This window comes from Flagellimonas aurea (genome assembly GCF_017313785.1).
Taxonomy (GTDB): domain Bacteria; phylum Bacteroidota; class Bacteroidia; order Flavobacteriales; family Flavobacteriaceae; genus Flagellimonas; species Flagellimonas aurea.
Genome location: NZ_JAFLNL010000005.1, coordinates 187,853 through 214,336, shown reverse-complemented (window position 1 = coordinate 214,336; position 26,484 = coordinate 187,853). Strand labels below are relative to the sequence as shown.

Sequence of the window (26,484 nt, the reverse complement as noted above, 5' to 3'; positions counted from 1 at the left end):
TATTTCTCGCTATTTTCGGAGTTCAAATCTAATTTTGGGAAATCTTTTTGCACATATCAAAAATCTATTTTCTCCGTTTCCCAAGGTCGAATCAATCGAGGGCCTAATGGGATTGGAAAGGGCGGATGTACTTTTCCATAATCTGGTAGCGGAGAAGAAGGTGCCAGGTCTGGCCGTTACGGTATTGGACAGCGGTAAAAAAGTGCTTCAAAAAGGGTATGGTTTTGCTGATATTGATAAGAAAATCAAGGTCCATCCGAAGCATACGATTTTCCGAATCGCGAGTATTTCCAAATGCATCACAGGATTGGTTTTAGGCAAAATGGTTGAGGACGGTATGTTGGATTTGGATGAATCCTTCTACGCCTATGTGCCTTACTACCCTAAAAAGCAGTATGATTTCACGCTTCGGCAATTGGCAAGTCACACTGCTGGCATTCGAGGATACCGAGGCAAGGAATACGCTCTGAATAATGATTATACCATCAAAGATGGAATCAGAATTTTTAAAGACGACCCTTTGTTTTTTGAACCTGGCACAAGCTATCTCTATAACAGTTTTGATTTTGTATTGCTGTCCTTGGCCATGCAAGAAGCTAGCGGTATGCCATTTGAGAAATATGTAAAAGAGAATATTTTGATGCCCTTGGGATTGAAAAACACCTTTTCTCCAGAGGATTTCGATGTCAGTTCGAGCGCAGTCGAGAACAAAGCCGAATTCTATACTAAAAGGTCACTGTGTTTTACTGAAGCCGTAGAGGTAAACAATACCTACAAATTGGCAGGTGGAGGCTATTTGTCTACCTGCGACGATGTTGCGCAACTGGGACAGGCGATTTTGGTGCGAAAATTATTGAAAAGCGAAACCTATGAGCAGTTGCTTGCCTCTCAAATTGTAAATGGTAAACCTACACACTACGGTCTTGGCTTTCAGGTGAGCCAAGATGCAAAGGGCAGGGCATTTGTTGGGCATGTGGGTAATAGCGTGGGAGCGTACACCAATCTTTTTGTATATCCCGAACAGGAAAAAGTGGTTGCCATCCTAACTAATTGCACGGACCCCAAAGTTCAACTGATTTTGGATGAGGGTATCGATGCACTTTTAGATTTGTGAACTTCGTGATTTTTGTGGAAATTTAATCCAAACACTGACAATTTTGAAGCGACCGACATCCATTTGTATCTTGTTTGTGCTCTTATCCATTGGGCGTTCCTATGCAAAGGAAAATTTCTCTTTGGAAAAAGTATTTGCACAAACGAAAACTGTGGACACAAGCTTGACATCCATTGAGTGGCGGAAGTTCAAAAAATTTGAACAAACATTGCAATCGGCCCAAATGTCGGAAAATGACAAGGAAGAGCAATTAACCGACTATGCTCGGGATTCTCTAAGAATATTGGAGGTAAAGCTTGTCGCAATCAGGGTTTTGGAGGAGAAAAAGCTTTTGAATAGGGATATTGCTGAAAACCCATCGTATTATTCAGGACTTTTGGAGGAATTGAAAGCAAGCAATATTCCGCCATTGGAATATCTTTTTTTGGAGGAAAAGTTGGCCTACATCAACCAAGAAGCCGTAACGGAGAAATTAAAATGGAGCAGGTGGTTGAATGTTGGTCTTGTTACACTGGTAGTGATACTGGGCTTTACCATTTTTTGGAAAAGAAAAAATCAAGATAACAACATTTTGCCCGAGTTGAGCAAACAGGAAACTTTGGTTCGCAATCTAATTTTACAAGGCAAGAGCAACAAAGAAATTGCCACGGAACTTTTTATTAGCCTTAGCACGGTAAAGACCCACATAACCAACATTTACAGTAAAATGAATGTAGCCAACAGGCGTGAACTACTGGAAAATAGTACGGGTGCTAGCACCTAATTCAGACGGTTAAAGCTTTCCGCGAGCGATTATTCCATTTTAATTTGTTTCAAAATTCTATCGTTTTGAAGCAGTTAACCAAGATAATTTTTGTAATCGCTTTTCATTCAACATTGTTTGGATGTTTTGAAAAAGAGTTACAATCTGAAACAACTGATAAGGAGGGTTGGGTTAAAGAAACAAAAGTTTCTAAACTAATCAAGAATGTCAATTTTGTCTTTCCTGAAAACGGATATGCATTTGATCATAAGGAGGAGTTGATCAAACGAACTTTTAATGCCATCGAACACAACAAAAAAATTTTAAAAAAGGATTCTTTTGTTGATACCATCTATGTTCGAGTTATGTCCTCACGAGATGAAATGTTCAAATATACGGGGACAACTGCTACTGGGAATGCCTATCCCTACTGGAGTACTGTCAATATAGTATTAAAAGAAGATGAGGTAGACCCTCCGATAGAGCACGAGCTTATGCATTTGATGGGAATGTTGGATTGGGACTACCCTGAGAATAGCAGCTCTTGGGTTAATGAAGGTATGGCAACCTATGCTGCTAACAATTGCAGCGGGTATACTGTAGCGGAAATTTACAGGTATCTTCTTGCGGAAAATAAATTAATCCCCATTGAGGATTTAAGTTCAAATTTTTACGATCAATCGGAAATGATTGCTTACCATCAATCAGGATATATCGTTCAATATTTATTGGAGCATTATAGTATAGGACAATTCAAACAACTTTGGACGGACGGATTTGAAAAGTTTGAAGAAATCTATGGATTTTCTTACGCAAAAATAGAGGATGATTTACAGAAAGCTGTTATGCTAAAGTATTCTGAAACACCCAATATTGATTGGGAAAAGTTTAGTAAGGGTTGCTATTAAATAATCATATGATGAAGTACTTATCTCTTTTACTCGTTTTTTTACTGGCTCCACATCTTTTCGCTCAACAAAACAGTTTTATTGATGAATATTTGGAGCGCTTAGAAAATTCAAAACAATATTTAATTCTTGTAGCAGAAAACATGCCTGAAGAAAAGTATGGTTTTAGGGCAACCCCAGAATCAATGAGCTTTGAAGAAAACTTAATGCATATTGGTTGGGCAATGGATTGGCATAGTCAGTCACTAATGGGTGATCGTGAAGCAAGAGATTGGAATACTGATACAGAATTAAAAGTTGACAAAAAATCCAAAGAAGAAATGATTGCCACAATCGATAAAACATTTGACTTGACTATAGAGTTCATCTCAAATTTTAAACAATATAAACTTGAGGAAAGGTTGGATTATTTTGGTCTGGAAAGAACAAAAAGGCAAGTTTTATTGTTACTAGCAGATCACATTGCCCATCATAGAGGACAAATGCTTGTTTATCTACGGTTAAATGGTATAAAACCTCCAAGGTATGCTTTGTATCAATGATTGAAGATTGATTAGGGGGAAATAACTTATTTTGTTAGTGTCATCTGTTCTTCAATCTCCTTCGCATACCTTTTACAAAGGTCAAAAGTTTCGGTTACATCTTTCATGGTTGTTCTTGGGTTGATGAGGCACATACGGAGAACAATCTGCCCGTTTAAAATAGTGGTAACGAGCATGGCTTTTCGCGAATCCATTACCTTCCCAGAAATGTATTGGTTGATTTTGTCCAATTCCTTTTCCGAGTATTTTTTGTTGATGGGGTTGTACCTAAAGTTGATGACCGCCAAAGTGGCTGGGAACACCACTTCCCAACTTTTGCTGCCACGAAGCATCGTTTCCACTTCTTCTGCAAGATCGATATTATATGTGATGGCATCTCGGAACTCCTTTAAACCAAAAGTTTTTAGGGACATATAAAACTTCAATGCCCGAAACCTTCGGGTCAATTGAATGCCATGATCATAAAAGTTGATTTCAGAAGTATTCCCTTCGATATCCCTTAAATATTCTGGTTTTTCAGTGAAGGTGTTGCTTAGGTTTTTATGGTTTCGCACCAAGAGACACCCCATTTCGTACGGTTGGAAAAACCATTTGTGCGGGTCAACTGTAAGGGAATCGGCTTTTTCAATGCCTTTCATGGCTTGCTTGCCCTTTTGGGACAAGATGGCGGCTCCACCGTAGGCACCATCAATATGGAACCAGATATCTTCTTTTTTGCAAATTTTACCCAGTTCCACCAATGGGTCAACGGTTCCTGTATTGGTTGTCCCTGCTGTGGCAATCAAACAGAACGGATAAAGGCCTTCCAATCGGTCTTTGGCAATACAGTTCTTCAATTTGTTTACGGAAAACTTGAGTTCGCTGTCCGTAGGAATAATTCTGATCTGTTCTTTTTTAAAGCCCAACACCCGAATGGCCTTGATATTGGAAGAATGGGCTTGATCAGATAGATAAATAACGGCCTTGGAAAAATCGTCCCCGCATTTTATTCTTCTTGCAGTGACTACGGCTGTAAGATTTGCCATGGAACCACCACTGGTAAAAATGCCCCCTCCTTTTTTCTTTGGGAAGCCAAAAATTTTCAACAACCACTGAATGGTTACGATTTCGAGTTCGGCAGCGGCTGGACTTGCAGCCCATCCACCAGAAAAGATGTTGTATCCCGTGGCCAAAGCATCGGCCATTACACTGACATAATTACTTGGGCCAGGCACAAACGAAAACGATCTTGGGTGGGCCATATTGGCACTATTGGTCATTACCTTATCCAGAACAAAATTGAGCACCTGGCTTGGGTCGGAACCTTTTTCTGGGGCCTCCTCCAAGAACAAGGAATCCATTTCTTCTCTTGAACCAAGAGCTACGGGCAATTTTTCGTGTTGGGTGGCATGGTGCTCCACAATGGCATCAATGATTTGATACCCATAGCTTTTCATTTCTTCTTTGGAGAGTTCCAATCTGGCGTTGCTCTTCATAATGAGGTGCTTTATCTTCTGAAGTGCAAAAATACCATAAATGTTATGGTTTTACAGGGGAATGGTGAAGGAGTTTCATGCGGGTGAAAAATCTAGGCTTTTGAAGTAAGCTCGGTAAAAAGGCTTTCTAGGTTTCTGTTCTTTCTACTTAATTGAAGTGTCTTTAGTTTGTTATCGTGGGCAAAATCAAAAACGGTAGGCCGCATGTCCTTAGAGGTGCCAAAAGTGATTTCATATACGAATCCACCTGTATTTTTTACGGTAGAAACATTGGGCATTTGCTGCAATAATTGCTCTTCTACACGATAATCGAATTCCACCTCGATGATTTGTTCCTCTGCTTCACGGAGTTCTTCCAGTTTTTTATCGGCCACCAGCTCTCCTTTGTTAATGATGATCACTCGGTCGCAGACAGCCTCGACTTCCTTCATAATATGTGTGGAAAGCAAAATGGTCTTCTCTTTTGCGATTTCTCGTATCAGTTTCCGTATCTCGATCAATTGGTTGGGGTCGAGTCCCGTGGTGGGCTCATCAAGTATCAAAACTTCTGGGTCGTGCAACAGGGCAGCGGCTAGCCCAACGCGCTGACGGTATCCTTTGGACAACTGTCCGATTTTTTTGTGGCACTCGGGAGACAAACCCGTTTGTTCGATTACATCATTTATTTTGGATTTGTCCACTTTGTAGACATCGGCATTAAAGGCCAAGTATTCCTTAACGTACATTTCCAAATATAGCGGATTGTGCTCTGGAAGGTATCCGATGCTTTTCTGAACATCTTTTTGAGCTTGTAAAACATCGAACCCGTTTACGGTTGCTTTACCCTCATCCGCCTTGTAATAAGTGGTCAAAATCCGCATCATGGTAGATTTGCCAGCGCCGTTGGGTCCTAAAAAACCGACCACCTCCCCTTTGTTGATGGTAAAGGAAACATTATTCAATGCCTTCTGGGAGCCAAAGTTCTTTGTGATGTTCTGTACAGTGATGGACATTCAAAATGGATTTAATCATTCCAAAAATACACTTTTACTCGTTCTAATCCTTGGTTTCAAAAAACAAGGATTTTGTAAAATGATTCTTTTAAGAAATCTCCCAAAGACAAGAATTCTTAAAAAAGCATCGTTTCTATAAAATTATATGCAGTGAAAATGTCTTTTTTGAAAAAAATCAAAAAAAATTTGGGAATGTCTGTGTGTTTCCAATCGAATACCTAAATTAGCCGACAATTAACAACGAGATGACAAACACGTATTTCTGGAACCGTTTTTATTTTTACTTCTTTTTTGGGAGAGAAGCGGGACTATTATAGATACGTTTAAAGTATAACCAATATATAAAGTCCCGATACATCGGGACTTTTTTTTTTGCAATGGAATTAAAAATTGCCATACAAGGAATAAAAGGTTCGAACCACCACCAGGTTGCCAAAGATTTTTTTGGTGAGGACATAGAACTGTTGGAATGCAGTTCTTTCGATGCTGTAGTAGACAGTTTGATCATAGGCGCTGCCGATAAAGGAATCATGGCCATCGAAAACTCCATCGCCGGTTCCATTATTCCGAATTACAATTTGGTCTACCATAACGATATTCATGTAATCGGTGAACATTACTTGAACATTCACCACAATCTTATGGTATTGAAAGGAAGAACTTTTGATGATATCCAAGAGGTACATTCGCACCCAATGGCGCTGTTGCAGTGCAAGGAGTTCTTTAAAGCTCATCCGCAGATCAAGCTAGTGGAAAGCGCTGATACTGCCGAAACAGCGAAACGGATTCAGAAAGAAGAACTTGAGCATATTGCTGCAATTGCACCAAAAATGGCGGCCGAATTATATGATTTGGAAATTATTGCCGACAATATCCAGACCATTGTGAACAATTCCACAAGGTTTATCATTCTAAAAAAACAAAACAAAGTACTGCCAGAAGAAGAAATCAACAAGGCATCACTGAGATTTATAACCGATCACAAAAGAGGGAGTTTGGCCACTGTGTTGAACGTGATGAGCGATTGCAATATGAACCTCACAAAGATTCAGTCCTTACCGGTAATCGAGACTCCTTGGAAGTATGCTTTTTTTGTGGATGTGACTTTTGATAAATACAAGCACTTTGCCAAAACCAAATCTTTGATGCAGATCATGGCCGAAGATTTTAAGGTTTTGGGAGAATATAAAAATGCATTGTTGTAATGAAGACAGCAGAAAGGTTAAATACCGTACAAGAGTATTACTTCTCCAAAAAATTAAGAGAGGTCAGGGGATTGATGGCCGAGGGCAGGCCCATCATCAATATGGGGATTGGCAGCCCAGACCTGGCGCCATCACCTTTGGTACTGGAAACACTTCGGGATTCCATTTTGGAAGCGGGAGCCCATCAATACCAAAGCTATCAAGGCTTGCCAGAACTTAGGGAAGCCATTTCGGATTTTTATCAGCAAAAATTTGAAGTGACGGTAGACCCATCAACAGAAATTTTGCCCTTAATGGGGTCAAAGGAAGGAATCATGCACATCAGCATGGCATTTTTGAATGAAGGTGATGAGGTATTGCTGCCCAATCCCGGATATCCTACCTACGCATCCGTGACCAATTTAGTGGGTGGAAAAGCTGTTACCTACGATTTGAAGGCTGAAAACGATTGGTTTCCAGATTTTGAGGAATTATCCCAAAAGGATTTATCGAAGGTGAAACTAATGTGGGTGAGCTACCCGCATATGCCAACCGGAGCTACTGCTTCCTTGGAACAACTCAAGTTATTGGTGGATTTTGCCAAGAAGAACTATATCCTTTTGGTGAACGATAACCCATACAGTTTTGTACTTTCCAATAACCCCACCAGTATTTTGTCCATTGAAGGAGCAAAAGATTGCACTTTGGAACTGAACAGTTTAAGTAAGACTTTCAACATGGCAGGTTGGCGTGTAGGAATGGTATTGGGAAGTGAGGAACACATCAATGCGATATTGAAAGTAAAGAGCAATATGGATTCCGGTATGTTCTTCGGTATTCAAAAGGGCGCCATTGCAGCTTTGAAGAGTGGTCCTGAATGGTTCGAGGAGCTGGACAAGGTATACACCAAGCGGCGTGAACTGATGTTCCAATTGGCTGATAAATTAGGTTGTACGTATGATAGAAATGCCGTGGGCATGTTTGTATGGTGCAAGTTACCGGAAGGCGCCAAGGCTTCAGAGGAATTCATAGATGAAGTGTTGCACGATAAAGATATTTTTATTGCTCCGGGAACCATATTCGGGAGCAATGGCGAAGGCTACATTCGTTTTTCACTTTGCGTGAGCGAAGAAAAAATCAAAGAAGCCATAGAAAGAGTTTAATTATGAAAGTAGTTATCATAGGTGTTGGATTGATTGGCGGTTCTTTTGCCAAAGATGTAAAAAAAGTGCATCCGGAAGCTGAAATTATCGGTGTGGACAAAAGCGAGGCCCATTTGGACGAGGCACTTCAACTTCAAATCATAGATAAAAAGGGCGACTACCAAGATTTGGAAACGGCCGATTTGGTCTATGTGAGCATCCCTGTGAATGTTTTGGTCAGTGAATTGCCCAAAATATTGGATACCGTAGGGGATGAAACTGTAGTAATGGATGCAGGTTCTACCAAACGATTGATCTGTGAACAAGTTGCCGACCATCCTAAACGAAGGAACTTTATGGCCTGCCACCCCATTGCTGGAACCGAGTTTTCTGGTCCGACCGCGGCATTGGAAGGACTGTATGCCGGCAAGACGATGATTATTTGCGAGGTCGAAAAAACAGCCTTTAAACTACAGGAGCCAGCATTGGCAATATTTCAGGAAATTGGCATGCGAATCCGATATATGAATCCGGAAGCGCACGATAAACACATTGCCTACGTATCTCATTTATCACACATTAGCTCTTTTATGTTGGGAAAGACGGTAATTGAGAAAGAAAAAAATGAGCGTGATATTTTTGACATGGCCGGGAGTGGTTTTGAAAGCACCGTTCGACTAGCAAAAAGTTCCCCGGATATGTGGACGCCGATTTTTGAGCAGAACAAGGACAATGTTGTGGAAACGCTAGAAGAATATATCGAGAACCTCACAAGGTTCAAACAACTGATCGTGGACAACGATTTCGAAAATGTCCACCAAGAAATGAGTAATACCAATAAAATAAAACAAATACTAAAAGGAATACCACTTACAAAAAAATAGAGAGTATTATGGAAAACAAAAAGGAAATGAGGAAATGGTTGGATGACATGAATTTGGGTCATCCCTTGGTAATTGCAGGTCCATGTAGTGCCGAAACCGAAGATCAGGTGCTTAAGATAGCACATGAGCTTAAAGATACCGACGTGAATTATTACCGTGCCGGAATCTGGAAACCAAGAACTCGTCCTGGAAACTTTGAGGGAGTTGGAGCCATTGGATTAAAATGGTTGCAAAAAGTTAAGGAAGAAACCGGTTTAAAAACCGCTACCGAAGTGGCCAACAGAGCACACGTAGATTTGGCTTTGGAATATGATGTAGATCTATTGTGGATCGGAGCACGTTCCACCGTAAGTCCGTTCATCATTCAAGAAATTGCTGATGCTTTGGAAGGTACAGATAAGATCGTGTTGGTGAAAAACCCGGTAAACCCAGACCTTTCATTATGGTTGGGAGCTGTTGAGCGTTTGTACTCTGCCAATATTGAGAAATTGGGAGTTATTCACAGAGGATTCTCTACTTACGAAAAAACGAAGTACAGAAACATTCCAGAATGGCAATTGGCCATTGAGTTACAAACCAAGTTTCCTGACCTTCCCATCATTAATGACCCTAGCCACATTACCGGTAAGCGTGATATGATTTTTGATGTATCCCAAACCGCATTGGATTTGAACTTTGATGGTTTGATGATCGAAACACATTACGATCCGGACAATGCTTGGAGTGATGCTGCACAGCAAGTAACCCCAAAAACATTGGTTCAGATTATGAAAGATCTTCGAATTAGAAAGGAAACTGATGAAGAAGCCGAATACAACAGCAAGTTGACCAACCTCAGGGCACAGATCGATGTGTTGGACAATCAATTGATTGATTTGCTAGGAAAACGAATGAAGGTGTCCGATGGTATCGGTGAATTGAAAAGACAAAAGAACGTTGCCGTACTTCAGAGTAACCGATGGAACGCCATTTTGGGCAACATGATCTTGGAAGGAGAGCAAAGAGGCTTGAGCGAGGAATTTATCCTAAAAATGTTCAAGGCCATCCACCAAGAATCCATCAACCACCAAGAAAAAATAATCAACGCGTAACAAGATTTTTTGAGCTGGTATTTCTAAAACCGCCCTTGGTCAAAATTATTTTGGCACCAATGGCGGTTTTTTTGCTTTAAACTGTAACGATCAAGAAAAAGGGTCATCTTTCAAAAGTAAAAACACTCTGTCATGAAAAAAATATACACACTGAGCCTTCTATTGTTGCCCTTGTTCATGTTTTCACAACGAATCATTGATACGGAAGTGGGGGAATTCAACAAAATCAAGGTTTTTGATTTAATCGAGGTCAATTTGATTCAATCTGATGAGAACAAGATTATGATCAAAGGCTGGAATGTTGACGATATCCAATGGGTCAACAAAAACGGGGTCTTGAAACTGAGAATGCAATTGGACAAAAAGTTTCAGGGCGAGGATACTATGATCGAAGTCTATTATACCAATCTCGATGTTATAGATGGTAACGAAGGCGCCCAAATCACCTGTAACGAGATGGTGCAAAAGAGTAAAATAGAGCTTCGCGCCCAGGAGGGGGCTGCAATCCGTATAGGAATGGACGTGGATTACGCCGAAATAAGGGCGGTAACGGGAGGAATTGTTAAAGCTTCTGGCTTGGCAAAAAATCAAACCGTTGTTATTAACACAGGAGGCATTTTTGAAGGGCGTGAACTTAGGACTTCTACCACCGATGTTAAAATTTCAGCTGGTGGCGAAGCCGATGTGTTTGCTTCAGAAATGGTAGATATCAATGTGAAGGCCGGGGGCGATGTTTATGTGTACGGAAACCCAGAAACGGTCCATAAAAAAACCTTTGTAGGCGGAAGGGTCTATATTAAGGATTAATGAAACTTATTGCCAATAAAAAGCCCTCCGAATTTGGAGGGCTTTTTTTTTTGACAATCGCCAATATTTATTTTTTAAAGATGTATCGGGTAATAAAAATCCCTTGTCCGTCACCTTTTCCTCCTTCACTTTCTACACCGCTTACCACAAAGGCCAATTCCCATCCGTTGGAAACCATATCGTTTATCATGGAAGTGATCATAGCATCGTTGGCCGCAATGTTCTGGAAACGGATACCGCCGATGTTATAAAAGTTCAAAAGTTTGGTTTCTTCAAAATTCTTTACACGGATTTCGCTCCTGTCAGATTTGTTCCTTGAGTTGTCATCCTCGGTCTGGACACTCGTAAATTCTTTATAATCTTTCTCTTCCAGTGCATTAATAATCCTGGATCGTCCCAATCCGTTGGGTACAATGGACTCCACACTTGTAATTACATGGTACTGTTGGGCACTCATGGTAAATGTAGCTGCAAAAAGCACTACTGCAGCCAAAACGATTTTTTTCATAATAGATTAAGTTAATGATTGTTAAAACTGTTAACAAAGATATACGACGAATAAGCAGTAATATTGTTTCTTTGTAATCAAAATATAAACAAATAGTGAACGGAACTGTTTATAAATCAACTGGAAGCTGGTATACCGTAAAATCTTCGGAGGGAGAATTTTACGAATGCCGTATCAAAGGAAAGTTCCGTACACAGGGCATAAAAAGCACCAATCCAGTGGCCGTTGGCGATCACGTAAAATTTGATTTGGAGACCATTGGGGATGAGACCATCGGAGTAATTTCTGAAATTGGTGAGCGCAAAAATTATATTGTCCGTAGGTCGGTAAAGCTTTCCAAACAGACCCACATTATTGCATCCAATCTGGATCAGGTGTTTCTATTGGTCACATTGAACAACCCTCCCACATTTACCAGTTTTATTGATCGTTTTCTGGTAACTGCGGAAGCTTATGACATCCCCGTTGTTTTACTTTTCAATAAAATGGACTCCTATTCGGAGGAAGAAAAGTTGGAGGTGCAATGGTTGATGGACCTGTACTCAAAAATCGGTTACAAAAGCATTGCTATTGAGGCCAAACAGGGAATTAATGTTGACCAAGTAAAAGAGTTGATGTTGGGTGCCACGAGCATGTTCGCGGGACATTCCGGTGTGGGCAAATCAACCTTAGTGAATGCACTTGAAAAAGGCCTCGAATTAAAGACGGCCGAAATTTCCGAGCAGCATATGCAGGGGCAGCATACCACCACCTTTGCCGAAATGTACGACCTATCGTTCGATGCCCGAATAATCGATACACCAGGTATAAAAGGATTTGGCATCGTGGATATGGACAAATATGAAATCGGTGATTATTTCCCGGAATTTTTTGAATTGAAATCCGAATGTAAATTCAACAATTGCCTGCATTTGGATGAACCCAAATGTGCGGTTAAAGAAGCCTTGGAGAATGATGAGGTAGCTGCGAGCAGATATAGGAGCTACGTGCAAATGGTAACAGGAGATGAAGACAACCCATATAGGGAAAGATAAATGAGAACTGTATTACAAAGAGTATCAAAAGCAAGTGTGACTGTTGATGGCCAAATAATATCATCAATCGATGAAGGTCTGTTGATATTGTTGGGTGTCGAAGATGCCGATACCAAAGAGGATATAGACTGGTTGACCAATAAAATTCTCAACCTCCGCATTTTTAATGATGAAAATGAGGTAATGAACCGTTCCGTGATGGATGTAGATGGGGAAATCATCGTCGTAAGTCAGTTTACCCTTCATGCCCAGACCAAAAAAGGAAATCGGCCCTCATACATTAAAGCAGCAAAACCGGATATAGCAGTTCCGATGTATGAAGATTTTGTGCAGGTTTTGGAGCAAAAACTCGGCAAAAAAGTGGGGACCGGAGTTTTCGGTGCCGATATGAAAGTGGAATTGGTCAATGATGGACCAGTTACCATTACCATGGATACAAAAAATAAAGAATAATGAACATAGCAGATGCTCAAAAAGCCGTTGATGAATGGATAAACAATCACGGTGTCCGATACTTTAACGAACTTACAAACATGGCGCAGTTGACCGAAGAGGTCGGGGAAGTTGCTAGAATCATTGCCAGAAGATATGGCGAACAAAGCGAAAAGGAATCCGACAAGGCCAAAGATCTTGGTGAAGAATTGGCAGACGTGGTATTTGTGGTCCTATGTTTGGCAAATCAAACAGGGATCAATCTTCAAGAAGCTTTCGATAAAAAATTGGATTTGAAGACCAAGCGTGATCACGACCGTCATCAGAATAACAAAAAACTAAAATAAAGTTGTCCTCTTAAAAGGAGTTTAGGCCCGTTTTTTCTAGTTTTGACAATTCATTCAAACCGTAAAGAATTGAGACTCCAGCTTTCCTTGCCAAACAATAAAAAAATTCAAAAAAGCATTGCAATCACAGGTTCCAAAAGCGAGACCAATCGCTCACTTTTGTTGCAGGCACTTTTCCCAAATATTAAAATTGAAAACCTTTCCAATTCAGACGATGGAGAAGTAATGCAGAAGGGTTTGGCAAAATCCGAAGGTGAAGTGGACATACACCATGCAGGAACGGCCATGCGATTTTTAACGGGCTATTTTGCATCGCAGCCAGATAAAAAAATAGTTCTTACAGGGTCTCAACGCATGCAAGAACGTCCTATCAAAGTTTTGGTGGAAGCATTGCGTTCATTGGGTGCAGATATCGAATACGTGAAGGAGGAAGGCTATCCACCATTAAAAATTAATGGGAAGAGATTGGTAAAAAGCCAAGTTTCCCTTCCTGCCAATATCAGTAGTCAATATATTTCTTCATTGCTGTTGATTGCTCCAAGCCTTGAAAATGGACTGGAACTTGAATTGATCGGCAAAATAACATCGGTTCCCTACATAAAAATGACCTTGGCGCTTCTTGAACAAATAGGTGTGGAAACCTCATTTGATGAAAATATGATCAAGGTGTCACCAAAGACAAACGTTGAGGATACCACTTTGGTGGTCGAATCCGATTGGAGTTCGGCAAGTTATTTTTACAGCATTGCCGCAATGAGCAAAATCGGTACCGAAATACAATTGTCGTCCTATAAAGAAAGTTCCTTGCAGGGAGATAGCGTGTTGGCCAATATTTATAGGGATTTTGGAGTGGATACCGAATTTTCCAACAATACCATTCTCCTCAAAAAAACTTCCGAAGTAAAATCGGCTCATTTGGAGTATGATCTATCCAATGCCCCTGATATCGCCCAGACCATATCGGTAACCTGTTTGGGTTTGGGAATTGGATGTCACCTTACTGGACTTCACACATTGCCCATCAAAGAAACTGACCGTTTGGCGGCCTTACAGACGGAACTCGGTAAGTTTGGGGCAAAGGTTGATATTGATTCGGAAAGCCTAACTCTCACAGCTCAACCACAACTTACTAGTGGGGTCGAAGTTGACACCTACAACGATCACAGAATGGCAATGGCGTTTGGGCCTTTGGCGCTCAAAACGGATTTTGTGGTGAATGATGCAGAAGTGGTCTCCAAGTCGTATCCCGATTTTTGGAACGATTTGGTTACACTTGGATTCGGTGTAAAGGAAATGTAATCCACAATTAATCATCAAATTACTTGACATCCGCTATCGGTAGGTCGTATATTTGCCCCTCTTTAAAAAAATCGAAAAAAAGCCCAGATGAAATTATCAAACTTCAATTTTGAATTGCCCAAGGAATTATTGGCAGAATATCCCGCAGAACACAGGGACGAATCCAAACTTATGGTAATTCACCGGGATTCCGGAAAAATTGAACATAAAATGTTCAAAGACCTAGTTGACTATTTTGATGAAGATGACGTAATGGTCTTGAACAACACAAAGGTTTTTCCTGCCAGACTTTTTGGCAACAAGGAAAAAACAGGTGCCAGAATCGAGGTTTTCTTGTTAAGGGAATTGAACCAAGAACAGCGTCTTTGGGATGTTTTGGTGGACCCGGCACGAAAAATCCGTATCGGTAACAAACTCTATTTTGGTGATGACGAAAATTTGGTGGCAGAGGTAATAGACAACACCACATCAAGAGGAAGGACATTGCGTTTCCTTTACGACGGTTCCTATACCGATTTTAGAAGAAAACTAAGGGAATTGGGCGAGACCCCACTTCCAAAATATATCAAACGAGAAGTTACTCCTGATGATGAAGAGCGCTACCAGACCATTTATGCCAAGCACGAAGGTGCTGTAGCTGCCCCAACAGCAGGATTACACTTTTCCAAGCACTTGTTGAAGCGTTTGGAGATCAAAGGAATCAACTTTGCGGAAGTAACCCTTCACGTCGGTTTGGGAACATTCAATCCAGTAGAAGTAGAAGATTTGTCCAAACATAAAATGGACAGCGAAGAGTTGGTTATCGATGAAAAGGCGACCGAAATTGTAAACACGGCCAAATCAAACAAAAGAAAGGTCTGTGCTGTGGGAACAACGGTTATGCGTGGATTGGAAAGCGCCGTATCTTCCGAGCATACATTGAATACGTTTGAGGGATGGACCAACAAATTCATTTTTCCACCATACGATTTTAGTATTGCCAATTGTATGATTACGAACTTCCACCTGCCAAAATCAACCTTATTGATGATGGTTTCTGCATTCGCAGGCCATGATTTGATAAAAAAGGCGTACAAACAAGCTATTTTGGAAGGGTATCGATTCTATTCCTACGGGGATGCCATGTTGATTCTTTAAAAATAAAATTTCATAGAAGAGAAATCCCGTTTGCTATTTGGCCAACGGGATTTTTTCTTGCTTATCTTTAAGGGATGGAAACCAAGAAAAGGGACATACGCGCATTGACAAAGGACCAGCTTCGCAATTTTTTTGTGGAGCAGGGAGATAAACCATTCCGCGGAAATCAGGTGTACGAATGGTTATGGCAAAAATCTGCGCACGATTTTGATGCCATGACCAATATTTCCAAGGAGACCCGACAGATGTTGGAAGATAACTTCGTCATCAACCATATTCGTGTAGATCAGATGCAGCGTAGTTCCGATGGTACCATCAAAAATGCCGTTCGTTTGCACGATGGGTTGGTCGTGGAATCCGTTTTGATTCCAACCGAAAACCGAACCACTGCCTGTGTATCCAGTCAGGTTGGTTGTAGTCTGGACTGCCGTTTTTGTGCGACCGCACGTTTAAAGCGTATGCGCAACCTGAACCCGGATGAAATCTACGACCAAGTAGTAGCAATAGACAACGAAAGCCGTTTGTATTTTGATAGACCGTTGAGCAATATTGTTTTTATGGGCATGGGAGAGCCATTGATGAACTACAACAACGTTCTCAAGGCCATAGATAAGATTACTTCGCCCGAAGGATTGGGGATGTCGCCCAAACGGATAGTGGTGTCCACCTCGGGTGTGCCCAAAATCATCAAAAAAATGGCCGATGAGGAAGTAAAGTTCGGTTTGGCCGTGTCCCTACATTCAGCTATTGATGAGGTGCGTACCTCCATTATGCCGTTTAATTCAACATTTCCGTTAAAGGATCTTAGAGAGGCCTTGGAATATTGGTACAGTAAGACCAAGAATAGGATTACTTACGAATATGTGGTTTGGAAAGGCATCAATGATACTCAGGAAGCCGCCGATGCTTTGGTGAAGTTCTGCAAGTTTGCACCATCAAAAGTCAATATCATCGAATACAACCCCATTGATGATGGCGAGTTTCAGCAGGCGCATAGCAGCGCAGTGGAGATGTACCAAAATACTTTGGAGCGGAATGGAATCACTGTAACTGTAAGAAGGTCCCGCGGAAAGGATATTGATGCTGCATGCGGACAGCTGGCGAATAAGAGTTAATCTTTAGGAACAGGAGTTTATGTCAAATTAGTTTTTTCCTTAACCCTTAACCCTTAACCCTTAACCCTTAACCCTTAACCCTTAACCCTTAACCCTTAACCCTTAACCCTTAACCCTTAACCCTTCCCTTGCAAATCATCGATACTTTGAGGGCTGTATCTTAAAACTTCAATTTCATTCCTACAACTCTTTCATTTTCCCTACTTTTAGGGATTCAAAACCAAACACCACACCGTTACGTTGAAAATCGTTTCGCAGATAAGAGAACCCATAGAAAATGAGATGCAGCTTTTTGAGGAAAAATTCCTCAAATCCATGTCCTCCAAGGTTGCACTGTTCAATAGGATAACCTACTACATAGTCAATAGAAAGGGTAAGCAAATGCGCCCCATGTTCGTTTTTTTGACCGCCAAATTGTTGAACGGCCAAGTCAATGAGCGAACCTATACGGGAGCATCCATTATCGAATTGATTCATACCGCAAGTCTAGTCCACGATGATGTGGTGGACGATAGCAATAAGCGCAGGGGTTTCTTTTCCATCAATGCCCTGTGGAAGAACAAAATTGCCGTGTTGGTTGGGGATTTTCTTTTCTCCAAAGGACTTTTGGTCTCCTTGGAAAATAAGAATTACGACCTTCTTCATATTATTTCCAATGCCGTCCGTGATATGAGCGAAGGGGAATTGCTCCAGATTGAAAAAGCACGATTGTTGGATATTACCGAAGACGTGTACTATGACATTATCCGACAGAAAACGGCAACTTTGATCGCTGCCTGTTGCAGTATGGGCGCCTGCTCCGTTCGACCTGATTCAGACGAGGTAGAAACCTTTAGAAAGTTTGGCGAGCTTTGTGGAATGGCCTTTCAAATCAAGGACGATTTATTTGATTATGGTGCCGAAAAAATCGGAAAGCCAACAGGAATCGATATCAAGGAACAGAAAATGACTCTTCCCCTGATCTACGCTTTGAACAACAGCGACAAGGAAAAGAAAAAGTGGTTGATCAACTCCATCAAAAAACACAACAAGAACAAAAAAAGGGTAAAGGAAGTCATCGAGTACGTGAAGGAAAAAGGGGGGCTGGATTATGCCGTGGTCAAAATGCTTGAATTTAAGGACGAAGCTCTGGCCATTTTGGACAATTATCCCGATTCTGAATACAAAAGTGCCCTCACCCTTATGGTCAACTACGTGGTGGACCGCAAAAAATAAAAATTTAAAAACCTTAATATCAATAGTTTACTGAAAATTTTTAGTTTCAGGCAACTATTTCTGTCCATATCCCGTCTATGTAAATAGAAGCACTTTTATAAACCAAACTTTTGAAGATCATCGCGCTACATAGCAACGAAAAACAATTGATCAAAAAATCAATTAAGGGCGACCAACAAGCCCAAAGGTTGTTGTATGATAAATTTTCGTCCAAGATGTTGAGTGTTTGTAGGCGGTACATCAAGGACCTCCATTTTGCGGAAGATGTAATGATCCACGGTTTTGTCAAGGTCTTTAACCATTTAAGCTCCTATCAACATAAAGGGAGTTTTGAAGGTTGGGTCAGAACCATTATGGTCCGTGAAAGTATTTCGTATTTGCGCAAGCGACAATTCGTGGTATATGATGATGATACCTTGGAGTTGAACGGAGAAGTTTCTACTTCCAATGATGGAATTTTGGATGTGGAATATGTACAACATCTCATCGATGAACTTCCGGAGGGCTACAAGGCGGTTTTCTTGCTGTATGCTATTGAAGGGTATGGCCATAAAGAGATTGCCGAGATGTTGGAGATTTCCGAGGGAACTTCAAAATCCCAATTGTTCAAAGCGAGAAAGATGCTTCAGGATAATTTAAGTTTAAAGGGAATGTCGCCCAAATCTCATTCGGCGAGCAAAAAATAAAAGGTATGGATAAACTCGAAAAACATATCAAAGAGAAGCTGGAGGAGCGGACCATTGCTCCATCAAAAGGGGCTTGGGATAAAATTGCCCAGCAGGTAACGGGGCCCGCACCAAGAAAAAGGAGCACATGGTTCTCCTATGCCATAGCCGCAAGTGTTGTGGGGATTGTGTTGGTGTCTGTCTTCTTTTTTACAAAAAGCGATGGAGAGATGGAAGGACTGCAAGTTGTGGAAACGGAGGTCAAAGAAGAAGCTGAAATAAAGTCTGAGGAAAAAGCGGAAAAAGGAGCGGTTACAGAGGTGGAAACCAAAGTGGTGGATACAGAAGTTGAGCCCATACAGCCAGAGGTTAATACGGAATTTCAACAGCCAACTTCTTATACGGCAGTTGCAGAACAAGAAGTAAAGGAGCCATTTCAGGACAAAATCAAGATAAATTCTGATAAGCTGATTGCACAAAAGGTAGAAGAAGTAGTGGCACAGGTGCAGCTAATGGAAAATACAAGTCAAGAGGTTACCGATGCCGAAGTGGACTCCCTTTTACGAGCTGCACAGCGACAGATTTTGACCGATAAGTTATTCGCCGATAGCGGTTCTGTTGATGCCATGTCACTTTTGGCCGAAGTGGAGGACGAACTGGACGAATCGTTCCGGGACCAAATCTTTGATGCCCTAAAATCAGGATACCTTAAACTACGTACTGCCGTGGCAGACCGAAACCAATAAAATTATTCATCAATCAAAGCCAAACCTTCTATAACTTCCTGTCCAACCGGGCAGGGAGGAGGGAGGTTTATAATCCAAAAACAATCATGAAAACAATTACATTTTATTCAGCACTATTATGCTTGTTCCTTGTTTCGCACGTGGCATTTGGACAAGAGGACTATCAAAAGAAAATAGAAGCGTTGAAAATTGAGAAACAACGAATCATTGAACAAGAAAAGGACGCCCTAAAGTTTGAGGTCAGGGATATTAACCAGCGTTTGGAAGATGGTGATATTTCGGAAAACGAGGCCAGGATATTAAAAGAAGAAGTGGCCAAACAGCGCGCCTTGAACATAGAGAACCGTGTTGCCATTGTCGAGAACCAAATTGCTTTGCTGGAGCGAAATAAAGGTGAGGTGCTAACATTGAGAGAAATAGATACTATTTACGGTGATCGTATGCGGATAGGTTTGCTCATCGATGGTAAACCAGCCATTACCTTTAACTCCAACAGATGGAAAAAGGAAATTAAGTACGATAGGAGGACCTATTCCGATTTTGTGATGGCCATAGGGCTTAACAATGCCATCATAGAAGGACAGTCGCTTTCCGACTCCCCCTATAAAATTGGTGGAAGCCGTTTTTTTGAAATGGGCTGGCAGTGGAGGACCAGGGTCTTCAAGAACTCCAATTGGCTGCGCTTTAACTATGGTTTTTCATTCCAGTTCAATGGATTAAAACCTGATGGAAACAGAATATTTGTACAGGATGGGGATCAAACTTTTTTAGAAGAATTTGAATATGATCTGGATAAATCCAAGTTTAGAATGGACAATCTTGTGTTTCCTGTTCATTTTGAGGTCGGCCCTTCACGTTTAAGAAAAACGGAGCGTACCATGCGTTACTCCATTCGTGATCAGTTCAGGTTAGGTTTTGGAGGTTATGGAGGTTTTAGCCTGGGAACCCGTCAAAAATTAAAATATAACCGAGACGGAGAGAACGTAAAAGATAAACTTAAAAGGGATTACAACAGCAGCGACCTAATTTATGGCGTAAGCGGCTATATGGGTTTTGATGGAGTACTTCTCTATTTAAAGTATGATCTAAATCCGATTTTTAAAGATGCGGAAGTAAAGCAAAACAATATTTCACTGGGCCTTCGGTTCGATATTTAACCATTTTTGAACCTTGAAGAATAACGGTCAGGATTTTCCTGGCCGTTTTTTATTGGGATAGTGCCCGTTCCATTTCAGGGGTAAACTCCTCTTTGTAGTATACTTTTTTACAGTGGGAGCATTCCGCATAGCGAATGTTATTGATGGTGAACAATGGAATCCAGAACAAATGTGCGTAGTTCGGTTGGGCAACTGCGGTCAATGTTCCCATTTGGCCGCAATGTGAGCAGGAAGCATGGTTCAGTACTTTGGTTTCTTTTTTGCCAGGTCTTGTTCCGAAGAAGAGTATCATTAAACACCTATATTAATCCATCTCAAAGTTAGAGCTTTCAAGGACGAATGAAAAAAATGATTTTCGTTTTTAAATATTTTCTACATTCGCCCACACTTTTGAAGCTTTGAACGCCTACCACGATTTGGAGGATTGGTTGTCCTGGATGGACGACATCTCCAGTAAGGATTATGTAATCGTAGACAATTTTCTACGGGATGAACTTTATACCGAGATAAAATCTTTTTTTCTGGGTAAGCTCCCTAATTTTAAGGAGGCGGGTATCGGCGCACATTCCGAAAATCAAGTTGACACTAAGATACGTGGTGATTTTACGTATTGGTTGGATAGACAACGTGATGCCCAGCTCGAGACGTATTGGGGGCTATTGGATGAAACCATGCATATATTCAATCGGTACTGTTATTTGAGTTTATCCGGATATGAGTTCCATTTGGCGCATTACCCTTCCGGTGGACATTACGACAAACATTTGGACCAGTTTGAAAACCGAAGCAACCGCATGATTTCCATGATTATTTATTTGAACGATGATTGGAAGCCTGGTGATGGCGGGGAATTGGAAATTTTTGAAAAGGACGGTTCAAGTTTTTTGGTTGAACCATTGGCGTCGCGTTGTGTGATGTTCAAAAGTGCGGATGTGCCACATGCTGTTCTTGAGGCACACAAAAGTAGGTTCAGCCTTACCGGTTGGTTGCTATATCAGCCATCTTCAGTAGGTAAACTCTATGTTTGATTATTTCTTTCTAACAGGAATTTGACGAATGAGTTCTTCATTCTGTGCGGTCGAAGCTCCGTAGGAAATCACCAAGGTGCCCTTTGTGCCATCTTTTGCCTCTATTGCGAAGACTGTGGATTCATCGGCGGGGTCCGTCATGCCCTCAAAACGATATGAATCAATTATCAACAGTTCATCCGGATTATATTCTTTCTTTGAGTACAGAGCCTTTATGGAGGACTCATCTGCTTCAAAATCTTCCTTATAGCCCTCTTTCTGTGTCAAGTAATTGACAACTTCCGAGAGGGTGGTAAAACTATGTTTGTCCATACGTTTTTAATTTTGTTTCCAATCTATTCATAAAAGATAGGACATTCTTTTTTACCTCATCCCAATTTGTGTATTCGTGGTCTTTGGAGGTGTCGACAGAACCGCCTTCCTTTTTAGCGATTGAACGCATGATCAACTTTTTGAAATAATTGTATTCTGTGTATTTCAGGGCGCCGGCAATGTGCCATACCGTTTTTGGATACCATTGGGTTTCCTTTAAAAAGTCCTTCGCAATCTGTTCTACTTCATCATGCTCCTCCTTAATGCTCGAGGCCATGGCCATACTTACCGAAAAAAATGCACTTGATTTAGCATTTAAGGTATCAATATTCTCTTGAATATAATCGCGAACCAATGGATTGTACTTTTGGATATGAATGGAACTTCCAATAAAAATTGCATCGAACCCTTCTGGGGCGGGCGGTTCTTCCACGGCATTTGCTATTACCACTTGATGCCCATTTTCTTGCAGAATATTTTCCATGAACCTCGCAATTTTACGGGTCTGGCCTTCTACGGTACCATAAATAATCAAAATTTTCATGACTGTAAGGATGATAGTTACATTATCCTAAAGTCACATAAAACCATCTTAAATCCTATGATATTAGTCAGTTATGTGTTTTGTCCTTATAGTTTTCCGCCCACAATGGGGAGTGTTAGCTCCGTTCCATCCAAATCCACGGTCAGCTCTGTACCCGGACTTGGCCAAAGCGTAAATTCTTTATCACTGGAAAAAATCATCAGGCCAATTTGTTGTCCTTTTGGAATGATTTGATCATCGGGCATCAATTCAAACTCCATTTCGTAGAATTTTCCGGGAACCAAAGGTTTGCTCTCGGTCAACGAGATATGGTTTTGAGGGTCGGCCCATCCACGGGTAATGATGTTGTCCGTTATTTTGGTGTTCAGGGCGTCGGTCCAAGGTAGCGAAACCAACCAAACAGATAAATTGGCCGCAGGTTTACTACTGGCCAGTTTTATTTTGATTTTGGGCACCCCGGAAATATGGACATCCTCGGCTAATGGAGCAGTAATGTATAACAATCTATGTTCTGAAGATTCGGCCATGGCCAAATCGGCCCCGGAAAAGTTATAATCGTCCTCTAGGGTTTCTGTGCCTTGATTCTTGGTTTTTGTAGGTGTTAGCTTTCCTGACCTTGATCCGCCTTTTGTAAGATGAAAAGTGACATCCTTGGCATCGGGATTCGGATAATCCGCATACGCAGTAGGATTGTCTTTACTGTCATTTTCTCTAACTATCCATGCCTTTGGGTCGTTTTCTACACCATTTTCCACATCAAATAAATAGCGTGTGAACCATCGGTTCATCATAGAGATGGGAGGTGGTCCCCCATGTCCGTTCTGATGGTAGTAGATTTGGGTGGGCAGCCCCATCTCTTTCGCTTTCTTGTAAATACGATAACTATGTTCCGGCATCACGTTCCAGTCATTAAAACCGTGCGACATCAAAAGCGCCGCTTTCATGGGTTTCATATCGTTTAGATAATCCCTGCCGGCCCAAAAATCATTGTAGTCGCCGGTTATACGGTCTTGGCCATTTTTCATTTCGGTGTCACGGATTACTTTATTGTTTCTGGCCCTCTTGGATTCATCTCCACTATGGATAAAATCGTATAGCACATCAATATCCTCGCCCAGATATCCTCCGGGTGAACGCACAAGACCATTGGAACGATAATAATGGTAATAGGAAGTATTCGGTGCAATTGGGATTATGGCCTCAAGTCCTTCAACGCCTGTGGTAGCTGCTGCGAGTGGAATGGTTCCGTTGTACGAGGTGCCAGTCATTCCAACTTTTCCGGTGGACCAATACGCTTTGACTTCCTTATCACCATCTCTCTCGGTGTAGCCTTTTGCTCTTCCGTTGAGCCAATCTATTACTGCTTTTGGGGCCAAGGATTCGTTATCGCCACCAACTGTTGGGGCACCATCCGATAGTCCGGTTCCAGGAGAAGAAGAATGGACCACAATGTAGCCTCTTGGGACCCATGTCATAATTTGCGAGTTGGATATGATGGGCCGTTCGCCCAAGCGATTGACCTCAGGGTGTTTTCTGGGTTGTCCTGGTTCACCAAGTTCGTGTTTTACATCCCAAAAAATACCTTTGTCCAAGCCGGCCGTACCTGCATAATAAGGGCTTGATTCATAAATCACGGGAAGTTTTAAGCCTTCTGACTCTGTTTGTTCCGGTCGGGTTACGTCTACGTGCATGCGGTCGAGTTTTCCATCACCATCAGAATCAAAAGTGGTCTCTACCCAAAGATCATGGCGAATCCATTTACTTGGGTCGGAGAAGGCTTCCACCACTTGAGCTTCGCCATTTTCAATAATAGGAGATGCTTTTTCTGCCATTTGGCCATGTGCCATCAATGAAAATACCAATAGAAATGTTGCCAGTCCCCAGTGTTTTTTAGATATGCTATTTATCATAAAATCGATTTTATATTACAATATACCGCAGTTATGCAAGGCGGTCCTAAGATACTAAATCTAAAAGAGGGAATTCCTTTTTGGGTTCCTCAAAACTTTGTTTTTATTTACCTTTAACAGCTATTTGAATTAAACGCTTTGATTTCAAAAACCACCATAGACCAAGTATATGAAACCGCCCGATTGGAGGAGGTCATCGGTGATTTTGTACAATTGAAGAAATCGGGTTCCAATTTTAAGGGATTGAGCCCCTTTACGGATGAGCGCACCCCTAGTTTCATGGTGTCCCCAGTTAAGCAGATATGGAAGGATTTCAGTAGCGGCAAAGGCGGCAATGTGGTGGCTTTTTTGATGGAGCACGAGCATTTTACCTATCCCGAAGCCATAAAGTATCTGGCTAAAAAATATAATATTGAAATTGAGGAGACCGAGCAAACGGATGAGCAGAAGGAACAGGCCAATGAGCGGGAAAGTATGTATTTGGTATCCGAGTATGCGCAAAAGTACTTTGCCGAAACTCTTTGGGATACCGAACCTGGCAAGGCCATTGGGCTAAGTTATTTCAAAGAGCGCGGCTTTACGGATGATACCATCAAAAAGTTTGGCTTAGGTTATGGGCTGGACGAATGGGATGCCTTTACCACAACAGCACTCGATAAAGGTTACCAGCTGGAGTTTCTGGAGAAAACCGGTCTTACCATTGTTAAGGAGCAGGCTGGCGGAGAAAGCAGAAAATTTGATAGGTTCAAAGGCAGGGTCATGTTTCCCATCCATTCCATGAGCGGTCGAGTATTGGGATTTGGAGGACGTATTCTGACCAATGATAAAAAGGCCGCTAAATACCTGAACTCGCCCGAAAGTGATATCTATCACAAGAGCAAGGTCCTGTATGGCATTTACTATGCCAAGCAAGCCATTGCCAAAGAAGACAACTGTTTTCTGGTGGAGGGTTACACAGATGTCATTCAAATGTACCAACGAGGGGTGGAAAATGTAGTGTCCTCAAGTGGAACGGCATTGACTCCTGAGCAGATTCGACTCATTAACAGGCTTACCAAAAATATTACAGTCTTGTTTGATGGGGATGCCGCCGGATTACGGGCATCTCTCCGTGGTATCGACCTTATTTTGGAGCAGGGCATGAACGTAAAGGTCTGTACATTTCCAGAAGGGGAGGACCCGGATAGTTTCGCCAAGAACAACACTTATGAGAATTTGGTGGAATACTTGACGGAGCATGCCATGGATTTTATCCAGTTCAAAACTTCTTTATTGGCCAAAGAGGCTGCCAATGATCCCATAAAACGTGCAGATACGGTCAGGGATATTGTAAACAGCATTAGTAAGATTCCGGACAGAATACGGCAAGAGATTTATATTCAGGAATGTGCAAGAATGATGCAGATTTCAGAAGATGTACTGTATAATACCTTGGCTCAGATTGATAAAAAGCATCAAACCGATGCTTCAAAAAAGGTAAAACAGGAGCGAAAAGCCTTCGAAGTCGTAAAGAATGATGCCGTAGTTGAGAAGGTAGATGTGCAATACGAATTGGAGCGAAAAATCATTGAAGTGCTGTTGCTTTATGGAAATCAAAAGCAGGAATTCGAAGATTTGGTGCTCAAAGAAAATGAAGAGGGCGAATTGGTGCTGGAGCCCGAAGTCTCTGAGGCCAAAGTGTATGAAAAGGTGTTTTTAGATCTTCAGGAGGACGAAATTGAGCTCACCAATGAACAATTCAAAGCGATATATTATAAGTTGATAGAGCGATTGAACGAAGACTCGGATTTTTCGGTCAATACCTTTTTGTCGGATTTGGATCAAGAAACCGTATCCCAAGTATCTTCCATTTTAATGGAAGAGGAACAGTACGTATTGCACGATTGGGAACGACGTGACATCTACCCGAAAGAAAAGCAGACAGGTGTTGCCCAATTGGTGGGTGAGACCATACTTACTTTACGCTGCAATTTGATAAAGAACCGAATCGAAAAACTAAAGGAAAAGACACAGGATAGCCAAGGGGACCACACAGAAATTCTGGAAGAAATCATGAACTATCTCCAACTCAACAAATTGTTGAACGCCAAATTGAACCGGGTACTCTCTTAAATTATAAAACCCCTTCCAATGTTGTTTTGAAAGGGGTTTCCA

At 41.4% G+C, this 26,484-nt stretch carries 28 protein-coding genes; 21 read left to right on the top strand and 7 right to left on the bottom strand.

Annotated features, from left to right (window positions below):
- The first annotated feature begins 106 nt into the window (after positions 1-106).
- From J0656_RS10990 to J0656_RS10975, 4 genes are all read left to right on the top strand, one after another.
- Positions 107-1,114 carry a serine hydrolase domain-containing protein gene (locus J0656_RS10990; protein ID WP_237688915.1) on the top strand — a complete coding sequence of 336 codons (1,008 nt, stop codon included), beginning with the start codon at positions 107-109 and terminating at the stop codon, positions 1,112-1,114.
- Positions 1,115-1,157: 43 nt separating this feature from the next.
- Positions 1,158-1,877 carry a helix-turn-helix transcriptional regulator gene (locus tag J0656_RS10985; protein WP_207033699.1) on the top strand — a complete coding sequence of 240 codons (720 nt, stop codon included), beginning with the start codon at positions 1,158-1,160 and terminating at the stop codon, positions 1,875-1,877.
- A 65-nt stretch (positions 1,878-1,942) separates the two neighbouring features.
- Complete coding sequence (locus J0656_RS10980) at positions 1,943-2,764, top strand: peptidase MA family metallohydrolase (protein ID WP_207033697.1); 822 nt, start codon at positions 1,943-1,945, stop codon at positions 2,762-2,764.
- 8 nt (positions 2,765-2,772) lie between these two features.
- Positions 2,773-3,306 carry a DinB family protein gene (locus J0656_RS10975; RefSeq protein ID WP_207033695.1) on the top strand — a complete coding sequence of 178 codons (534 nt, stop codon included), beginning with the start codon at positions 2,773-2,775 and terminating at the stop codon, positions 3,304-3,306.
- 26 nt (positions 3,307-3,332) lie between these two features.
- Here the strand turns inward: J0656_RS10975 and J0656_RS10970 are convergent, their stop codons facing one another.
- Both J0656_RS10970 and gldA read right to left on the bottom strand, forming a co-directional pair.
- A complete protein-coding gene (locus tag J0656_RS10970) occupies positions 3,333-4,781 on the bottom strand; it encodes a pyridoxal phosphate-dependent decarboxylase family protein (protein ID WP_207033693.1) in 1,449 nt (482 codons plus the stop codon).
- Positions 4,782-4,873: 92 nt separating this feature from the next.
- Positions 4,874-5,773, bottom strand: coding sequence for a gliding motility-associated ABC transporter ATP-binding subunit GldA (gene gldA, locus J0656_RS10965; RefSeq protein ID WP_207033691.1), 900 nt, complete (start codon positions 5,771-5,773; stop codon positions 4,874-4,876).
- 377 nt (positions 5,774-6,150) lie between these two features.
- Between gldA and J0656_RS10960 the strand changes: the two genes are divergently transcribed.
- The 5 genes from J0656_RS10960 to J0656_RS10940 all read left to right on the top strand — a co-directional run bounded on the left by J0656_RS10960 (position 6,151) and on the right by J0656_RS10940 (position 10,881).
- Positions 6,151-6,978 carry a prephenate dehydratase gene (locus tag J0656_RS10960; protein WP_207033689.1) on the top strand — a complete coding sequence of 276 codons (828 nt, stop codon included), beginning with the start codon at positions 6,151-6,153 and terminating at the stop codon, positions 6,976-6,978.
- Positions 6,978-8,120 carry a pyridoxal phosphate-dependent aminotransferase gene (locus J0656_RS10955; protein WP_207033687.1) on the top strand — a complete coding sequence of 381 codons (1,143 nt, stop codon included), beginning with the start codon at positions 6,978-6,980 and terminating at the stop codon, positions 8,118-8,120. Before J0656_RS10960 ends, J0656_RS10955 begins: the two co-directional genes overlap by 1 nt.
- A 2-nt stretch (positions 8,121-8,122) precedes the next feature.
- Positions 8,123-8,983 (top strand): prephenate dehydrogenase, encoded by an 861-nt coding sequence (locus J0656_RS10950; protein WP_207033685.1) that lies wholly within the window; start codon positions 8,123-8,125, stop codon positions 8,981-8,983.
- Positions 8,984-8,991: 8 nt separating this feature from the next.
- Positions 8,992-10,074, top strand: coding sequence for a bifunctional 3-deoxy-7-phosphoheptulonate synthase/chorismate mutase type II (locus J0656_RS10945; protein ID WP_207033683.1), 1,083 nt, complete (start codon positions 8,992-8,994; stop codon positions 10,072-10,074).
- 132 nt (positions 10,075-10,206) lie between these two features.
- Positions 10,207-10,881 (top strand): head GIN domain-containing protein, encoded by a 675-nt coding sequence (locus J0656_RS10940; protein WP_207033681.1) that lies wholly within the window; start codon positions 10,207-10,209, stop codon positions 10,879-10,881.
- A gap of 67 nt (positions 10,882-10,948) precedes the next feature.
- Here the strand turns inward: J0656_RS10940 and J0656_RS10935 are convergent, their stop codons facing one another.
- Positions 10,949-11,389 (bottom strand): hypothetical protein, encoded by a 441-nt coding sequence (locus J0656_RS10935; RefSeq protein WP_176621236.1) that lies wholly within the window; start codon positions 11,387-11,389, stop codon positions 10,949-10,951.
- A gap of 95 nt (positions 11,390-11,484) precedes the next feature.
- On the opposite strand from J0656_RS10935, the gene rsgA reads away from it, so the two are divergent.
- The 10 genes from rsgA to J0656_RS10885 all read left to right on the top strand — a co-directional run bounded on the left by rsgA (position 11,485) and on the right by J0656_RS10885 (position 20,536).
- Positions 11,485-12,423, top strand: a complete 939-nt coding sequence (gene rsgA, locus J0656_RS10930) for a ribosome small subunit-dependent GTPase A (protein ID WP_207033678.1) — start codon at positions 11,485-11,487, stop codon at positions 12,421-12,423.
- The gene (dtd, locus tag J0656_RS10925) at positions 12,424-12,876 is read left to right on the top strand and encodes a D-aminoacyl-tRNA deacylase (protein ID WP_207033676.1); all 453 of its coding nucleotides are present in this window, start codon (positions 12,424-12,426) and stop codon (positions 12,874-12,876) included. It abuts the gene before it with no gap.
- The gene (locus J0656_RS10920; protein WP_207033674.1) at positions 12,876-13,202 is read left to right on the top strand and encodes a nucleotide pyrophosphohydrolase; all 327 of its coding nucleotides are present in this window, start codon (positions 12,876-12,878) and stop codon (positions 13,200-13,202) included. Before dtd ends, J0656_RS10920 begins: the two co-directional genes overlap by 1 nt.
- 69 nt (positions 13,203-13,271) lie before the next feature.
- A complete protein-coding gene (locus J0656_RS10915; protein ID WP_207033672.1) occupies positions 13,272-14,501 on the top strand; it encodes a 3-phosphoshikimate 1-carboxyvinyltransferase in 1,230 nt (409 codons plus the stop codon).
- 87 nt (positions 14,502-14,588) lie between these two features.
- Entirely contained in the window at positions 14,589-15,638 is a 1,050-nt protein-coding gene (gene queA, locus J0656_RS10910; protein WP_207033670.1) for a tRNA preQ1(34) S-adenosylmethionine ribosyltransferase-isomerase QueA, read from the top strand.
- 74 nt (positions 15,639-15,712) lie between these two features.
- Positions 15,713-16,753 carry a dual-specificity RNA methyltransferase RlmN gene (gene rlmN, locus J0656_RS10905; protein WP_207033668.1) on the top strand — a complete coding sequence of 347 codons (1,041 nt, stop codon included), beginning with the start codon at positions 15,713-15,715 and terminating at the stop codon, positions 16,751-16,753.
- A gap of 240 nt (positions 16,754-16,993) precedes the next feature.
- Positions 16,994-17,968 (top strand): polyprenyl synthetase family protein, encoded by a 975-nt coding sequence (locus J0656_RS10900; RefSeq protein ID WP_207033666.1) that lies wholly within the window; start codon positions 16,994-16,996, stop codon positions 17,966-17,968.
- Positions 17,969-18,078: 110 nt separating this feature from the next.
- Positions 18,079-18,654, top strand: coding sequence for an RNA polymerase sigma factor (locus J0656_RS10895; RefSeq protein WP_207033664.1), 576 nt, complete (start codon positions 18,079-18,081; stop codon positions 18,652-18,654).
- 5 nt (positions 18,655-18,659) lie between these two features.
- Positions 18,660-19,379, top strand: coding sequence for a hypothetical protein (locus J0656_RS10890; protein WP_207033662.1), 720 nt, complete (start codon positions 18,660-18,662; stop codon positions 19,377-19,379).
- Positions 19,380-19,465: 86 nt separating this feature from the next.
- Positions 19,466-20,536, top strand: coding sequence for a hypothetical protein (locus tag J0656_RS10885; RefSeq protein ID WP_207033660.1), 1,071 nt, complete (start codon positions 19,466-19,468; stop codon positions 20,534-20,536).
- 49 nt (positions 20,537-20,585) lie between these two features.
- Here the strand turns inward: J0656_RS10885 and J0656_RS10880 are convergent, their stop codons facing one another.
- Positions 20,586-20,828 (bottom strand): zinc-ribbon domain-containing protein, encoded by a 243-nt coding sequence (locus tag J0656_RS10880; RefSeq protein WP_207033658.1) that lies wholly within the window; start codon positions 20,826-20,828, stop codon positions 20,586-20,588.
- Between the two features lie 106 nt (positions 20,829-20,934).
- On the opposite strand from J0656_RS10880, the gene J0656_RS10875 reads away from it, so the two are divergent.
- The gene (locus J0656_RS10875; protein ID WP_225603524.1) at positions 20,935-21,564 is read left to right on the top strand and encodes a 2OG-Fe(II) oxygenase; all 630 of its coding nucleotides are present in this window, start codon (positions 20,935-20,937) and stop codon (positions 21,562-21,564) included.
- On the opposite strand, the gene J0656_RS10870 is transcribed toward J0656_RS10875, so the two are convergent.
- The 3 genes from J0656_RS10870 to J0656_RS10860 form a co-directional block, all read right to left on the bottom strand.
- Positions 21,565-21,876, bottom strand: coding sequence for a phosphoribosylpyrophosphate synthetase (locus J0656_RS10870; protein WP_207033656.1), 312 nt, complete (start codon positions 21,874-21,876; stop codon positions 21,565-21,567).
- On the bottom strand, positions 21,863-22,420 hold the full coding sequence (locus J0656_RS10865; RefSeq protein WP_207033654.1) for a flavodoxin domain-containing protein: 558 nt from the start codon (positions 22,418-22,420) through the stop codon (positions 21,863-21,865). The genes J0656_RS10870 and J0656_RS10865 overlap by 14 nt, the downstream gene beginning before the upstream one ends.
- Positions 22,421-22,506: 86 nt before the next feature.
- A complete protein-coding gene (locus J0656_RS10860) occupies positions 22,507-24,267 on the bottom strand; it encodes a Xaa-Pro dipeptidyl-peptidase (protein ID WP_237688919.1) in 1,761 nt (586 codons plus the stop codon).
- 201 nt (positions 24,268-24,468) lie between these two features.
- On the opposite strand from J0656_RS10860, the gene dnaG reads away from it, so the two are divergent.
- Positions 24,469-26,442, top strand: coding sequence for a DNA primase (gene dnaG / locus J0656_RS10855; RefSeq protein WP_207033651.1), 1,974 nt, complete (start codon positions 24,469-24,471; stop codon positions 26,440-26,442).
- Positions 26,443-26,484: the final 42 nt, after the last annotated feature.